Raw genomic sequence first — 15959 nt, 5'->3', positions numbered from 1 at the left:
CGGCACGGGGTGCTCCCGGTCGCCGGCTGCGCGTGAAACCGCCGCCTGAAACGACAACGGCCGCACATCGTGCGGCCGTTGCGGACATCGGTAAAAACGTAAAAGCTTACTGGCTGAACAAGCGCCGCGTGGCCGGCGAACCCGCGGGAATTCCCGCCTGTTCGAGCTTCGCATAGAGCGTCATCAACTGCTTTTCGATCGCGAGCAACGCGGTCTCCGGCAACGGACGGCGGCCGTCGTCGACCACCCGCCCGCCGATACGCTCGGCCAACGATTTTGCGTAGTCGCACATCAGGCGGAACGGCAGGATGTCTTCGTCGGCCACCGGCACGTCGAGCACCAGCGTGATCATCTGGCCGCCCTTGTAGGTCAGGTCGTCGCGCAGGAAGTTGGTGTCGCCGAATTGCAGCATGAATACCGGGCTTTGCCGCGCGTCGAGCTTGACGAAACGCGTACCGTCGCGCGACAGCAGCAGCCCGTCTTGCGACGCGATCGCCTGCACGTAGTTGGCGGACCAGGGCGCGCCGTCGGAGAGCACGTTGATCGACAATTGCGCGTCGCACTGCGCGGCGAAGCCGTCGAGTTCGCGCGCCATCGCCACCGTTTCGAGCATGTCGGGGAATTCCGGCGACGCATCCAGCGCGTCGGCAAATTGCTGTACGCCGGTCACGAACTCGGAGAACTCCAGTTCGTTCAACGCGCCGCTGCGATTGGCCAACTGCGCGGCCGCGCGCAACTCTTCGTAGCGCGCGCCGTTCTGCAGCAGTTCCCACGCGCCGCCTTCGAGCTTGCCCTCGATATGCACCGGCTTGCTGCCCGCGCGGCGCAGACGCTGCGCAAGCGGGATCACCTTGTCGCCAGCGACCGGGCCATTCAAACGAATCGGCACGATACAGTCGATGCGGCGATCGACGATAGCCGGCGGCGCGGACGAAATCGTCGTGGCGGCTGGCAGAATCGGCTCGGCCGGTTCGTCGGTCTGGTGAGCGGCTTGCGCGGACTTGCCGGCCTGCGCGTGCTCGCCGCCTTCGGCTTCAGCCACGCCCTCGGCTTCCGGGTAGCCGTTCGGCGTGGTCGTCTCGGCCTGAATATCGGCCGGCGTATCGAGTGGCGCAGCCACTGTAGCGGGCCCGCCGAAAGTCGGCTCGACGCGCGCCGCCGCGGTTTCTCCTGCCGCTTCGGCGCCCACCACCGGCTCGCGGCGCGTGGTCGGCCGGGCCGGCTCGATGAACGGGCTCTGTTCCTCCTGATCGTCCCGCGCGAAGTTCTCGGCGGTGTCGGCCGGCATTGGCCGCGGCATCTTGCGGCGCACCTTCGCGCCCTGCCACGCGTTGTACACGACCACGCCCCCGACCACCACGGCACCCGCGCCGATCAAACCGAGTGTCAACTCGTCCATGCATGCTCCATCAGCAATTCTTTTATCTGCGCGGCTTCTACGCCCGGCTCACGTGTCGCGCGGCCAACGGCCGCTGCGCTGAACGCGGACACCCGCGAATGTCGACTCAAAAGCAATTCAAGCGCAAATCAAGCGCAACTCAAACGATATTCTGGGCGAAACCCGCAGCCGTTTCCATGTCGACGGCAACGATCCGCGACACGCCCTGCTCCTGCATGGTCACGCCGATCAACTGCTGCGCCATTTCCATCGCGATCTTGTTGTGCGAGATGAAAAGGAACTGGGTTTTGTCCGACATCGCACGCACGAGGTTCGCGAAACGTTCCGTATTGGCGTCGTCGAGCGGCGCGTCCACTTCGTCGAGCAGACAGAACGGCGCGGGATTCAGCTGGAACATCGCAAACACCAGTGCCGTGGCGGTCAGCGCTTTCTCGCCGCCCGACAGCAGGTGAATCGTCGAATTCTTCTTGCCCGGCGGCTGCGCCATGACCTGCACGCCGGCGTCGAGAATCTCGTCGCCGGTCATGATCAACCTCGCCTGGCCGCCGCCGAACAGACGCGGGAACAGTTCGCCGAAATGCTGGTTCACCTGGTCGAAGGTGCCTTGCAACAGCGTGCGCGTTTCCGCGTCGATCTTGCGGATCGCGTCTTCGAGCGTTTCGATCGCGCTGTTCAGGTCGGCCGATTGCGAGTCGAGGAACGACTTGCGCTCGGTCGCCGCCTTCAGTTCGTCGAGCGCGGCCATGTTGACCGGACCGAGCGCGGTGATCGCGTTGTTGATGCGCGTGACTTCGCCCTGCAGATACGACGGCTTCATGTCCGGCGTGAGCTTGGCCTGCAATTGCGCCTCGTCGACACCGGCCGCGGCCAGTTGCTCGATGAACTGCTCGCCGTTCAGGCGCGCCGCCTGTTCCTTCAACTGCAATTCGTTGATCCGGTCGCGCAACGGCTGCAGCGCGCGCTCGGCCGTGAGACGCGTTTCGTCGGCGGCACGCAGCTTGGCGGTGAGATCGTCGAGTTCGAGGCGCGCGGCGTGCAGCGCTTCTTCCTTGACGGCGCGAATGTCGAGCGCGTCCTGCAAGCCGGTGTGCGCGGTCTGCTCGTTGATCGTTTCCAGCTCGGCGCGCGCGTCTTCCAGCGACGCCGCGACACGCTCGCTCTGCTCGTGCGCGACCTGAATACTGCGCTTCAATTCGTCGATGCGGTTCGCCATGTTGCGCGCGGCAAAGCGCGCGTCGGTGGCGGCGCGGTCGAGATCGCGGGCCTGAGCGCGCGCGGCGGTGAGTTGTTCGTCGAGCGCCTCGAACGCCAGTTGATGATCTTCGAAACGCGCCTGCAATTCGGCCAGCTCACCATCGTGACGCTCGAAGTTCGCTTCCGACTCCGCACGCATGGCGCGCTGCTCTTCGATCTGCGCGGTGATCTCTTCGAGTTCCTCGCGAATCTGCGTGCTGCGCTGCGTGTAACGCTCGTGCGCCTGGGTGAGTTTGAGCACGTCCATCTGCAAGGCGTGCACCCGCTGCGTGGCGCGCTCCGCCTGCTGACGCACGTCGGTCAAGGCTTGGGCGGCTTGCGTGTGCGCGGCTTCGGCGCGGATCGCAGCGGCCTTCGCCTCGTCGGCGAGCAAGGCTTGTGCGCGAACCTGGCGCGCCAGATTTTCGATTTCCTGCTGACGGGCCAGCATGCCGGCCTGTTCGGAGTCGGCGGCATACAGCTGCACGCCCACGCGCGTCACCACATGGCCCGCCTTGACGACAAACGAGCCGCCTTCCGGCAACTGCGAGCGCATGGCGAGCGCCTGCTGCAGATCGTCGGCGACGAACGCGAGACCGAGCCAGTCGTTGAGCACCGCGCGGATGCCCGCGTCGTCGATCCGCACCAGCGACAGCAGCGGCCGCAGCGCGGGCGGCGTGACGGACGGCTGCCCGGCCACGGGCGGCGCGTAGAAGGCGAGCTTGGCGGGCGGCGCGTCGGTGGCGAATGCCTTGACCCAGTCGAGGTTCGACACTTCCAGCGCGGCGAGCCGCTCGCGCAGCACGGCCTCGAGCGCGGCTTCCCAACCAGCTTCGACATGCAGCTTTTTCCACAGACGCGGCAAGCCGCCCAGTTCATGCTTTTCGAGCCACGGCTGGATCTTGCCTTCGGTCTGGACGTTTTCCTGCAACTGCTTGAGCGCGGCGAGGCGCGCGTCGAGCTGATGAATCTGCGCGCTTTCCGCCTGCACGCGCTCCTGCGCGGCGCGGCGTTCGCCGTCCAGACGCGGCAGCGTTTCCTGCGCGTCGGCAAGACGCGTTTGCGCGTCGTGCAGGATTTCTTCGTGCTCGGCAAGCTGCATGCGCAAGTCTTCGAGTTGCGCTTCGTCGGGGGCGTCGAGACCGCCTGCTTCCGACTTCAAACGCTCGTGACGCGCCTGCAATTGCTGCAATTGCTGATCGGCATTGCGCTGATGCGCGGCTTCGAGCTTGAGCGCCTGTTCGGTTTGCGCGATCCCGCCGCGCTCGGCGTTCAACTCCGTTTGCGCATCGCGCCAGCGCGCTTCGAGCGCGGGCATCGCGTCATGCTTGGCGGCGGCTTCGTCTTCGGCCAGCGCGGCTTTTTCTTCGGCAACGGCCAGTTGTTCTTCGGCGTCCGCGAGATCGTCTTGCGCTTTTTGCGCCTGCGACTGCCACTGCTCACGCTGCGCATTCAGCGCGGCGATCTGCGCCTGCACGCGATTGCGCGATTCGACGATGAACTTGATCTCGGCTTCGAGCCGACTGACTTCAGAATTTGCCTCGTAGAGCGCGCCTTGCGCGCCCTGCATCGCGTCGCTCGCGGAGTAATGCGCGACGCGCAGCGTTTCGAGTTGCGCTTCGACTTCGCGCAGCTTCGCAGTGTGCGCTTCGAGATCGATCTGGGCCTGTTCGATCGCACGCTGCTGGCGTTCCTGCTCGCTGCCGGCTTCGTTCTTGCGCAACAGCCACAAGAGCCGTTGCTTCTCTTCGCCGTCGGTCTGCAATTCCTTGTAACGCGTGGCGACCACCGCCTGCGCTTCCAGCTTCTCGAGGTTCGCCCCCAGTTCGCGGACGATGTCCTCGACCCGCGTCAGATTCTCGCGCGTGTCGTGCAACCGGTTCTCGGTTTCGCGGCGGCGTTCCTTGTACTTCGACACACCTGCGGCTTCTTCGAGGAACACGCGCAACTCTTCCGGCTTCGCCTCGATCAGGCGCGCGATCATGCCCTGCCCGATGATCGCGTAGGCGCGCGGCCCGAGACCGGTGCCGAGGAAGATGTCCTGAATGTCCCGGCGACGCGCCGGCAGATTGTTGATGTAGTAGCTCGAGGTGCCGTCGCGCGTGAGCACGCGCTTGACGGCGATTTCGGCATACTGCCCCCACTGGCCGGCGGCACGTCCGTCGGCATTGTCGAACACGAGTTCGACGCTGGCGCGGCTACCCGGCTTGCGCGCGGTCGAGCCATTGAAGATCACGTCCTGCATCGATTCGCCGCGCAACTCGGAGGCGCGCGATTCGCCGAGCACCCAGCGCACGGCGTCGATGATATTGGACTTGCCGCACCCGTTCGGTCCGACCACGCCGACTAGCTGGCCCGGAACCTGGAAATGCGTGGGATCGACGAATGACTTGAAGCCAGCGAGTTTGATCGAGGTCAGACGCACGGCGATTTCGCTGTTTGAAAAGGGAAAAAATGGGTGGCTCGTGAAGGCCGCGCCAGCCGTTCGCCGAAAGAGCGACACGGCCCGCGAAACCCAACGAACCCTCGGGACACGGGTGCCGGCTTCACGCAGTGAGGCATGTGCCGGCTAATGAGGGGCAATCATACCATCGCGCGTGGAGGGTTCTTGCCGTCCTTGTGCTCGCCGAGGTCTGCATTGCGTTCATTCACGAGGCTTTCTTCCTGAATGGCCGGATCGGGCGGCATGGCCTTGGTCCGATGCACCCAACTGGACAGCGCCGAGGCCAGCACGATGCACACGCCGCCGGCCCATTCGCGCGGACCGGGCGTCTCGCCGGCGAACAGCCACGCCGACAACGCCGTGACTACGATCTCGAACAGCATGATGATCGAAGCGCGGTTGGCCGGCACGCGCGCGAGCCCGTACTGCACCAGCATATTGTTCGACGCGAGCAGAAAACCGAGGCCGAGCACCAGTAACGCGGCCGTGCCGAGATGCGCGCCGGTGGGCGGCGCGGGCATCGCCTCGAATAGCGAAGCACAGGCGCCGAAAATCGCCGCGCCGCCGAAAATCGTCGCGGTGCGCATTTCCGGCTTCATATCAGGCAACACGCGGCTCGTCTTGAGAATCAGCACGTTGCTCATGGCAAAGCCCATGCCGCCCGCGAGGCCCGCCCATTCGGCGAGATTGCCCGGCACGGGAATGCCCAGTTGCGGCGACCACAACATGGTCATCGCGCCGGCTAGCGACAGCGCGGCCAGCCCCGCCCCCGACCACGTGAGCCGCTCATGCAGGATGAAGTGCGCGAAGAGCGCGGTCCACGCCGGGGTGAGATAGAACAGCAGCAGCACACGCATCACCTCGCCATGAATCGAGCCCCACACGAAGCCGAGGTTGGTGATGCCCGCGGCCAGCGCGAGAGCGGGCAACAGCCAGTGCCAGCGCACAGTCTTGAGCGCGCGATACCGCACCAGCAGCACGAACAGGCAGCCGGCGCCGCTCGTCAGCGCGCTGGCTGCCGTGCCAGTCACGCCGAGCGCATTCAGCATGCGCAATGGATACCAGATCATTCCCCACACCGACGCGCCCAGCATGATCGCGAGCGTGGGCCAACCGTTGCGAAGCCAGTTGGTCATGGTGCGGAACTCCTTGCGGAGGCGTTCGGGGTGTGTCTGTCACGGACCGCGGCGCTCCTGCGCCTGTTGTGTCCGGATGTCTCCGGGGCTGCTGCGTACATTGCTGCTCCTGCTTCTTGCTTGCGCGAACCGTCTGCGGTTCGCGTCGTTCCCGCTGCAGCGCATTGCCTGCGCCGCCTGGCGGGTTGCGCCGGTGCTTGCCGGCGCGATGTCCCTAATCTGCTTAACCGCTCAACTGACCGGGCCTGTCCTGGCCCGGCGCCGCCAGGTCGGCAGCCCGCTGAACCCTGCGCCACGGTAGCGCCGACACGCCAGGCTCACCACGCTATAATCATCCGCCCGCCGCTGCTGCCGTCTTTCGAGCGTGTTTTTGCGCTTTATCGCCGCCAGCGCGTGCGCCGCTTCTTTCTGCATCCGTCAGCGCCCATCTTCGATCAGGCTCGATCCGCCCAGTGAACCCGCTACTCGACTCCCTTCAGCCCTACCCGTTCGAAAAGCTGCGCGCGCTTTTCGCGGACGTCACGCCGAACGCCGGCCTCGCGCATATCAGCTTCGGCATCGGCGAGCCGAAACACCCCACGCCGGCGCTGATTCGCGACGCCGTGGTGGCCTCGCTCGGCGGTTTGTCCGCGTATCCGGCCACGATTGGAACGCCTGCTCTGCGCGAGTCGATCGCGAAGTGGGTTACACGGCGCTACAACCTGCCGCCGGTCGATCCGGCCACCCAGGTGCTGCCGGTATCGGGTTCGCGCGAGGCGTTGTTCGCCCTCGCCCAAACCGTGCTCGACCCGAAAAAGAATGCTGACAGCGAGCCTGCGATCGTACTCTGTCCGAACCCGTTCTACCAAATCTACGAAGGCGCGGCGATTCTGGGCGGCGCGCAGCCGTACTTCGTCAATAGCGACCCGGCGCGCAACTTTGCCTGCGACTATTCGGCGGTGCCGGCCGATATCTGGGCGCGCACGCAGCTGCTTTACGTCTGCTCGCCCGGCAATCCGACCGGCGCGGTGCTCACGCTCGACGACTGGCGCGAGCTGTTCGCGCTGTCGGACCGCTACGGTTTCGTGATCGCCTCGGACGAGTGCTACTCCGAAATCTATTTCGACGAAGCCAGCCCGCCGCTCGGCGGTCTGGAAGCGGCCCACAAGCTCGGCCGCGGGTTCGAGCGGCTCATCATGCTGTCGAGCCTGTCCAAGCGCTCGAACGTGCCGGGCATGCGCTCGGGATTCGTCGCGGGGGACGCGGCGATTCTCAAGAGCTTCCTGCTATACCGGACATACCACGGCGCGGCCTTGTCGACCGTGTTCCAGAATGCCAGCATCGCGGCCTGGAATGACGAAGCGCACGTGCGCGAGAACCGCGCGAAGTATGTGCAGAAGTTTTCCACGGTCACGCCAATGCTCGCCGAGGTGCTCGACGTGCGCCTGCCGGATGCCGCGTTCTACCTGTGGGCGGACGTCTCGCGCACCGGTCTCACGGACACCGAGTTCGCCCAGCGCCTCTACGCCGACTATAATGTGACGGTTCTGCCGGGCTCGTTCCTCGCGCGCACTGCGCATGGTGTGAACCCCGGCCGCAATTTCGTGCGCATGGCGCTCGTCGCCGACGTCGACGAATGCACGCAAGGCGCGCAGCGGATCGTCGACTTTTGCCGTGCGCTGGCGGGTTGAGTCTTCACTGATTGCAACCCTCGCGCACCGCACCCCTTCTTCAGACTTCAACTCTTCGATAAAGCACGCATATGTCGCAACAACTTCAGCAGATCATTGACACCGCCTGGGAAAACCGCGCCGAACTGTCGCCGAAGGCCGCTCCGGCCGACGTGCGCGAAGCCGTCGCCCACGCCATCGAGCAACTGGACAAGGGCGCACTGCGCGTCGCCGAGAAGAAAGACGGCGACTGGGTCGTCAATCAGTGGCTGAAGAAAGCCGTGCTGCTGTCGTTCCGCCTGGAAGACAACGCGCCGATGCCGGCCGGCGGTTACTCGCAGTTCTACGACAAGGTGCCGTCCAAGTTCGCCAACTACACCGCTGAAGACTTCGCCGCCGGCGGCTTTCGCGTGGTGCCGCCCGCCATTGCGCGCCGCGGCTCGTTCATCGCGAAGAACGTCGTGCTGATGCCGTCGTACACCAACATCGGCGCGTACGTGGACGAAGGCACGATGGTCGACACGTGGGCCACCGTCGGTTCGTGCGCACAGATCGGCAAGAACGTTCACCTGTCGGGCGGCGTGGGCATCGGCGGCGTGCTGGAGCCGCTGCAGGCGAACCCGGTCATCATTGAAGACAACTGCTTCATCGGCGCGCGTTCGGAAGTGGTGGAAGGCGTGATCGTCGAAGAGAATTCGGTGATCTCGATGGGCGTGTACCTCGGCCAGAGCACCAAGATTTACGACCGCGAAACCGGCGAAGTCACGTATGGCCGCATTCCGGCGGGTTCGGTGGTGGTGGCGGGCAACCTGCCGTCGAAAGACGGTTCGCACAGCCTCTACTGCGCCGTGATCGTGAAGAAGGTCGACGCCAAGACGCGTGCGAAGGTCGGCCTGAACGAGCTGCTGCGAGGCGACTGATGGCGCGCGGCACCAAAACTGTCGTCTACGGCATCCCGAACTGCGACACCGTGAAGAAAGCCCGCGTGTGGCTGGAAGAACACGGCGTCGAGTTCGAGTTCCACGACTTCAAGAAGCATGGCGTGACCGAACCGCTCGTGCAGGACTGGCTGAAAGACGTGAAGCTCGACGCGTTGCTGAACCGTCGCGGCACCACGTGGCGCGCCCTGTCCGACGACATGAAGGCGGCCGCGGACACGCAATCGGGCGCGATCGCGTTGATGATCCACAAGCCGTCGGTGATCAAGCGGCCGGTGCTGGTGGTCAACGGGCGCGTGAAATCGCTCGGTTTTTCCGCGGACGAGTACGAAGCGCTGTTTGCGTAAGAGCAGCACTGTTCGTCGGATCCGGCGCGCGGAGTTGAGCGCCGCCGGATCTGCTAGCCGTCTGGCGCGAGTCCATGCGCCGGCGCCGCGAACGCAAAACGTAGTAAAACGCGACCCTGGTCGCGTGGCTCAAAAGCTGTTGCCGGCTGCGGTGTTCAACCGCCAGCCGGCATTTTTTCATTTCAAAGTGGCTTGTATCGAATCCATGTCCGGCACCCTCGCCCTTACCGAACAACTGATCGCGCGCGCGTCCGTCACGCCCGACGACCAGCATTGCCAGCGCCTCCTGATCGAACGCCTGGCCGCGCTCGGCTTCGAGCACGAGACGATCGAATCGAACGGCGTGACCAACCTGTGGGCCGTGAAACGCGGCGTCGACGGCACTGAGGGCAAACTGCTCACATTCGCCGGTCATACCGACGTGGTGCCGACCGGCCCGCTCGAACAGTGGCACTCGGCGCCGTTCGAGCCGACCCAGCGTGACGGCAAACTGTACGGCCGCGGCGCGGCGGACATGAAAACGTCGATCGCGGGCTTCGTGGTGGCGAGCGAGGAGTTCGTCGCCGCGCACCCGGCGCACCGCGGCTCGATCGCGTTCCTGATCACGAGCGACGAAGAAGGCCCCGCCACCGACGGCACCATCAAGGTCGTCGAGGCGCTGCAGGCGCGCGGCGAACGCATGGACTACTGCATCGTCGGCGAACCCACTTCGAGCGCGCAGCTCGGCGATATGGTGAAGAACGGCCGGCGCGGTTCGATGTCCGGCAAGCTGATCGTCAAGGGCGTGCAAGGCCATATCGCCTATCCGCATCTGGCGAAAAATCCGGTGCATCTGCTTGCGCCCGCGCTCGCCGAACTGGTGGCGGAGCGCTGGGACGACGGCAACGAATATTTCCCGCCCACCACGTGGCAAGTGTCGAACATTCACAGCGGCACCGGCGCGACCAACGTGATTGCGGGCCATGCGGACGTGATGTTCAACTTCCGTTTTTCGACGGCGAGCACGGTGGAAGGTTTGCAGGCGCGCGTGCACGCGATCCTCGACAAACACGAGCTCGATTACGATCTGCAATGGACCGTGAGCGGGCTGCCGTTCCTCACGCCGCGCGGCGATCTGTCGAACGCGCTTGCCAAGGCGATCAAGGACGAAACCGGCGTGACCACCGAATTGTCGACGACCGGAGGCACCTCGGACGGCCGCTTCATCGCGCGCATCTGCCCGCAGGTGATCGAATTCGGCCCGCTGAACGCCAGCATCCACAAGATCGACGAACATATCGAAGTCGCACACATCGAGCCGCTGAAAAACGTGTACCGCCGCGTGCTCGAACAACTGATTGCGTGACCCAAGGACTATTGCGATGACGCTCCCGTTTTCCACCGTTCGCGACCTGCTGCGTTTCGCGGTTTCGCGTTTCAACCAGGCCGATCTGTCGTTCGGCCACGGTTCGGCCAATGCTTACGACGAAGCCGCCTATCTGATCCTGCACACGCTGCATCTGCCGCTCGATCTGCTGGAGCCGTTTCTCGACGCGCGTTTGAGCGCCGCTGAAGTCGACGCCGTGCTGAACGTGATCGAGCGCCGCGCCACCGAGCGCGTGCCGGCCGCCTACATCACGCAGGAAGCCTGGATGCACGGCTTCCGCTTCTATGTGGACGAACGCGTGATCGTGCCGCGCTCGTTCATCGGCGAACTGCTGCAGGACGGTTTGCAGCCCTACGTGGAAGATCCCGAACAGGTCAGCGCCGTGCTGGAGTTGTGCACCGGCTCCGGCTGCCTCGCGATTCTCGCGGCCCATGCGTTCCCGAACGCGGATATCGATGCGGTGGATCTGTCCGCGCCCGCACTGGAAGTCGCCACGCGCAACGTCACGGACTACAAGCTCGACGACCGCATCGCCCTGTTCGAAGGCGACCTGTATGCCCCGCTCGCCGAGCGCCGCTACGACGTGATCATCACCAACCCGCCGTACGTGAACGCGGCGTCCATGCAGGAACTGCCTGCCGAGTACAAGCACGAGCCGGATATGGCGCTGGCAGGTGGCGCCGATGGCATGGACATCGTGCGCCGGATCATCGCCGAAGCGCGCAACTGGCTGACCGATGAAGGCGTGCTGGTGGTGGAAATCGGCAATGAGCGCGCGCACGTGGAAGCGGCGTTCGGCGGCCTCGATCTGGTCTGGCTGTCGACCAGCGCCGGCGACGACAACGTGTTCCTGATTCAGGCGGCTGATTTGCCGGTCTAAAGTTTTGCTGCGCTCGCGCAGCAAAACCACCCGCCTCGAGCCGCACGCGCCCCGAATGCACGCGCGTTCGGTAAGATGGGCGAGCTCAGCTACCCGGCGCTCATCGAGCCAGCCAGGCCAGCCCCTCGCCAACCCTTCGTCCACCTATGCAATTCGACCTGCTTCACATCGGCACGCTGGTCGGCCTCTGCCATATTCTCGGCGTGGTCGCGGCGTGCCATGCGATTCTGAACACCCGCACATCGCAAGGCGCGATTGCGTGGGCCGTGTCGCTGGTCGCAATGCCCTATCTGACGCTGATCCCGTATCTGTTCCTCGGCCGCAGCAAGTTTGCCGGCTATGCGGATGCGCGCCGCGTCGAAAACGAACTGCTGCGCACACGCGCGCATCCGCCGGAATGGGACACGCGCGCTTCGTCGGCGAACCTGCCCACGCTGGAGCTGGGCGGCAGGCTCGTGCATTCGCTCACGCGTCTTGGCGGCATGCCGTTTCTGCCCGGCAACACGGTGCGCACGCTGGTCAACGGCGCGGCGACTTTCGAGGCCATCTTCGAAGCGATCGAGAACGCGCGCCGTTACGTAATCGTGCAGTTCTTCATCGTGCGCGACGACGCGCTCGGCGAGATGCTCAAAGACGCACTGATTGCGAAAGCAAAACAGGGCGTGCGCGTCTACTTCCTGTACGACAGCATCGGCAGCTTCGATCTGCCTCACCGCTATGTGGCGGCGCTACGCGCGGGCGGCGTGGAGACGCATCCGTTCGCCACCCATCGCCGTTTCGTCAACCGTCTGCAGGTGAACTTCCGCAATCACCGCAAGATCGTTTCGGTGGACGGCGAACGCGCGTTTGTCGGCGGACACAACGTGGGCGTGGAATATCTCGGCGGCAAGCCACCACTTTCGCCATGGCGCGATACGCATATCGAAGTGCGCGGCCCAGCGGTTGCAAGCATTCAGTTCGTCTTCACCGAAGACTGGCACTGGGCCACGCAGCAGTTGCCCGAATTCGACATGCCGCCCCCTCCGGCCATCCAGCCTGATGGCGGCCAGGGCATGCATTGCCTCGTGGTGCCGAGCGGCCCGGCGGACAAGCAGGAGACCTGCTCGCTCTTTTTCGTCGAAGCGATCAATGCGGCGCGCGAGCGGATCTGGATCACCTCGCCCTACCTGATTCCCGATGAAGCCGTGTTCTCGGCATTACGGCTCGCGGCGCTGCGCGGCGTGGACGTACGCATTCTGATTCCGAGCCGGCGCGATCACCTCGTCGTGTTCGCGGCCTCGAAGCTGTATGCGTATGACTCGCTGCGCGCGGGCATCCGGATCTTCCGCTACCAGCCGGGCTTCCTGCATCAGAAGGTCGTGCTGATCGACAGCGTGGCCGCGGCAGTCGGCAGCGCCAACCTCGACAACCGCTCGTTCCGCCTGAACTTCGAGATCATGGTGCTGACCGTGGATCGCGGCTTCGCCGAAGAGGTCGAAACGATGCTGCTGGCCGACTTCGCCGAATCGCGCGAAATCGACCGCAACGAGTACCGGCAGGCAAGCGCTTTAAAGCGCGTGCTCATGCATGTGGCGCGGCTCTTTTCGCCAATTCTGTGAGGCCGCGCTGCTGCAAACAGCGCTGATTCGCCGCAACGGCGTGAATCTGAAGTCGGCGCCCGCGCCCAGCCGGCCGGCTGCCGATTCTAAGCAGTCCAGCAAGGCAGCCGCGCTAAGGACTCACGCCCAGGACTAACCCAAGGCCGTAAGGGCGCTTGCGCTGCAGCCGTGTCGCAACAGTACCGGCCTTTAGCGACGACGCGAGGCCAACTCTTGTTTCCCACCGCGTCTCACAGCAGCTTTTCGATATCCTCGGTAATCGCCTCGGGCTTCGTCAGCGGCGCGTAACGCTTCACCACGTTGCCGTCACGGTCGATCAGAAACTTGGTGAAATTCCACTTGATCGCCTCCAGACCGAGCACACCCGGCGCTTCACCGGTCAGGTAGCGGAACAGCGGATGCGCGTTCGCACCGTTCACGTCGACCTTGTCGAACATCGGGAAAGTCACGCCGTAATTCTTTTCGCAGAAGCTGCCGATCTGCGCGGCGTCGCCCGGCTCCTGCTTGCCGAACTGGTTGCAGGGAAAACCGAGTACCGTGAGCCCGCGCGCCGCGTAGGTGTCGTACAGCTTTTGCAAGCCGGCGTACTGCGGCGTGAACCCGCATTCGCTTGCCGTATTGACGATCAGCAAAACCTTGCCGTCATACTGCCCAAGGCTCACTTCCTCGCCACCCAGCGTGCGCGCCGAAAACGAATAAATCGATGCCATGTGCTCCCCCCGTAAAAGCCGTCAGTCTATGCCAAAAGCTTCGCCGGTACAGTCGGCCGAATGGACGATCCCGGCTGAGCGCCCGGTGTCAGCCCCGGCAGTCTAAAATAGCGGTTTTCTCCAGCCGGCCTCTTCGTGATCCGCTTTAACCAGTTCAGCCTAGCGCGCGGCACCAAGCCGCTCTTCGACAACACCACGTTCACCCTCAATCCCGGCGAAAAGGCCAGCCTGGTGGGGGCGAACGGCGCGGGCAAGTCAACGCTGTTCGCCGTACTGCGCGGCGAGCTGCATGCGGACGGCGGCGATTTTTCGATCCCGCCGACCTGGCAGATCGCGCACGTCGCGCAGGAAACGCCGGCCGCGGACAAAACCGCCCTCGCCTACACGCTGGATGGCGACGCCGCCTTACGCACGATCGAAGCGCGCATTGCCGCCGCCTCCGCCGCCCATGACGGCGCGGCCGAAGGCGAAGCGCACGCCGCATTCGCCGACGCCGACGGCTACACTGCGCCCGCGCGCGCCGAAGCCCTGCTGCTAGGGCTCGGCTTCACGCTCGACCAGACACGCGAACCGGTCAGCAGCTTTTCGGGCGGCTGGCGCATGCGGCTGAATCTCGCGCAGGCGCTGATGTGCCGCTCCGACCTGCTGCTGCTCGACGAACCGACCAACCACCTGGACCTCGACGCGATCGTCTGGCTGGAAGACTGGCTGGCCCGTTATCCGGGCACGCTGATCGTGATCTCGCACGACCGCGAATTCCTCGATTCGGTCTGCAACGTCACGCTGCATCTGGAGCAACAGCAGATCAAGCGCTACGGCGGCAATTACTCGCAATTCGAAGTGCTGCGCGCGCAGCAGATCGCGTTGCAGCAAAGCGCATACGAGAAACAGCAGCGCACGGTCGAGCATTTGCAGAGTTACATCAACCGCTTCAAGGCGCAGGCCACCAAGGCGCGCCAGGCGCAAAGCCGCGTCAAGGCGTTGGAAAAGATGGAGCTGATCGCGCCGGCGCATGCGGCCTCGCCGTTCACGTTCGAGTTCCGCACGCCCGATTCCGCGCCGAATCCGATGATGGTGATGGAAGACGTGCGCTGCGGCTATCGCAGCGAAGACCAACCCAGCATCGAGATTCCGATCGTCGATCACGTCATGCTGTCGATCCAGAACGGGCAGCGCATTGGTCTGCTTGGCGCGAACGGCCAGGGCAAGTCCACGCTGATCAAGACGCTCGCCGGCACGCTCGAGGCGCTCGGCGGCCACGTGCGGGAAGGCAAGGGGCTGCGCATCGGCTATTTCGCGCAGCATCAGCTCGAAACCCTGCGCCCCGACGACACGCCGTTGCAGCACCTCGCGCGCCTCGCCCCGGACACGCGCGAGCAGGAATTGCGCGACTTCCTCGGCAGCTTCAACTTTTCCGGCGAGATGGCGACCTCGAAGATCGCGCCCTTCTCAGGCGGCGAAAAGGCCCGCCTCGCGCTCGCGCTGATCATCTGGCAAAAGCCGAACCTGCTGCTGCTCGACGAACCGACCAATCACCTGGATCTCGAAACGCGTCACGCGCTGACCATGGCGCTCGCCCAGTTCGAAGGCACGCTGATTCTGGTGTCGCACGACCGGCACCTGCTGCGCGCCACCACGGATCAGTTCATGCTGGTCGCGAAACATCGCCTGCAGGAGTTCGACGGCGACCTCGACGACTACCGCGACTGGCTGCTTCAGCACGCGGCCGAACAGCGCGCGGCGCTCAAGGCGGGCACGGCGTCGAACGGCGGCAATGGCGCTGACGGCGGTGCGGACAACGGCGTCAACCGCAAGGAACAGCGGCGCCTCGAAGCCGAAACGCGTCAGAAGCTCGCACATCTGAAAAAACCGTTGCAAAGCCGGATCACCAAGATCGAAAAGGAAATGGACACGCTCAACGCGGAGAAAGCGACGCTCGATGCGTTCGTCGCCGATCCGGCGAGTTACGAGCCCGCCCATAAAAGCAAACTGACGGAGGCGATCCGCCGTCAGGCAGACGTGAACGCGCGCCTCGAGGCGCTCGAAGCCGAATGGCTCGAGACTCACGAGGAACTCGAACAAATCGGTTAGCGGCACGCTGTTTTAGGTCCGCGCCGGCATCGACGAGAGGTTGGCTTTGTCTTCTGCGACATCATCCGTCTCAACGGCCGCAACGATGGCCGGGGCATCGGCCGGCTCATCGGCCAAGTCATCGACCAACTCATCGGCCAACTCATCGGCCAGTCCCGCGCCGCCCGCG

Annotated in this window: 11 protein-coding genes; 7 read left to right on the top strand and 4 right to left on the bottom strand. The window is 64.6% G+C overall.

Annotated elements, in window-relative coordinates; genetic code table 11:
* Positions 1–106: 106 nt before the first annotated feature.
* From BLW71_RS03910 to BLW71_RS03900, 3 genes are all read right to left on the bottom strand, one after another.
* A complete protein-coding gene (locus BLW71_RS03910; protein WP_091793323.1) occupies positions 107–1399 on the bottom strand; it encodes a cell division protein ZipA C-terminal FtsZ-binding domain-containing protein in 1293 nt (430 codons plus the stop codon).
* A 139-nt stretch (positions 1400–1538) separates the two neighbouring features.
* Positions 1539–5057, bottom strand: coding sequence for a chromosome segregation protein SMC (gene smc / locus BLW71_RS03905; protein ID WP_091800370.1), 3519 nt, complete (start codon positions 5055–5057; stop codon positions 1539–1541).
* Positions 5058–5215: 158 nt separating this feature from the next.
* A complete protein-coding gene (locus BLW71_RS03900) occupies positions 5216–6211 on the bottom strand; it encodes a DMT family transporter (protein ID WP_091793321.1) in 996 nt (331 codons plus the stop codon).
* 452 nt (positions 6212–6663) lie between these two features.
* Here BLW71_RS03900 and dapC point away from each other — a divergent pair, with 452 nt between their 5' ends.
* The 6 genes from dapC to cls all read left to right on the top strand — a co-directional run bounded on the left by dapC (position 6664) and on the right by cls (position 12989).
* Positions 6664–7881, top strand: coding sequence for a succinyldiaminopimelate transaminase (gene dapC / locus BLW71_RS03895; protein WP_091793319.1), 1218 nt, complete (start codon positions 6664–6666; stop codon positions 7879–7881).
* A 71-nt stretch (positions 7882–7952) separates the two neighbouring features.
* Positions 7953–8780, top strand: coding sequence for a 2,3,4,5-tetrahydropyridine-2,6-dicarboxylate N-succinyltransferase (gene dapD / locus BLW71_RS03890; protein WP_027213332.1), 828 nt, complete (start codon positions 7953–7955; stop codon positions 8778–8780).
* Complete coding sequence (locus BLW71_RS03885; RefSeq protein ID WP_091793317.1) at positions 8780–9145, top strand: ArsC family reductase; 366 nt, start codon at positions 8780–8782, stop codon at positions 9143–9145. The genes dapD and BLW71_RS03885 overlap by 1 nt, the downstream gene beginning before the upstream one ends.
* A gap of 205 nt (positions 9146–9350) precedes the next feature.
* Entirely contained in the window at positions 9351–10490 is a 1140-nt protein-coding gene (gene dapE / locus BLW71_RS03880; RefSeq protein WP_091800367.1) for a succinyl-diaminopimelate desuccinylase, read from the top strand.
* Positions 10491–10506: 16 nt separating this feature from the next.
* Positions 10507–11391: a 50S ribosomal protein L3 N(5)-glutamine methyltransferase gene (gene prmB / locus BLW71_RS03875; RefSeq protein WP_091793315.1), complete on the top strand. Its 885-nt coding sequence runs from the start codon at positions 10507–10509 to the stop codon at positions 11389–11391.
* Between the two features lie 146 nt (positions 11392–11537).
* Complete coding sequence (cls, locus tag BLW71_RS03870; protein ID WP_091793313.1) at positions 11538–12989, top strand: cardiolipin synthase; 1452 nt, start codon at positions 11538–11540, stop codon at positions 12987–12989.
* Between the two features lie 230 nt (positions 12990–13219).
* Here cls and BLW71_RS03865 read toward each other — a convergent pair whose 3' ends face one another.
* Positions 13220–13699: a glutathione peroxidase gene (locus BLW71_RS03865; protein ID WP_091793311.1), complete on the bottom strand. Its 480-nt coding sequence runs from the start codon at positions 13697–13699 to the stop codon at positions 13220–13222.
* Positions 13700–13834: 135 nt separating this feature from the next.
* Between BLW71_RS03865 and BLW71_RS03860 the strand changes: the two genes are divergently transcribed.
* Positions 13835–15790, top strand: coding sequence for an ATP-binding cassette domain-containing protein (locus BLW71_RS03860; protein ID WP_091793309.1), 1956 nt, complete (start codon positions 13835–13837; stop codon positions 15788–15790).
* Positions 15791–15959: the final 169 nt, after the last annotated feature.

This window comes from Burkholderia sp. WP9 (assembly GCF_900104795.1).
In the GTDB taxonomy this organism is placed as follows: domain Bacteria; phylum Pseudomonadota; class Gammaproteobacteria; order Burkholderiales; family Burkholderiaceae; genus Paraburkholderia.
This window is presented reverse-complemented; position numbering and strand designations above follow the sequence as displayed.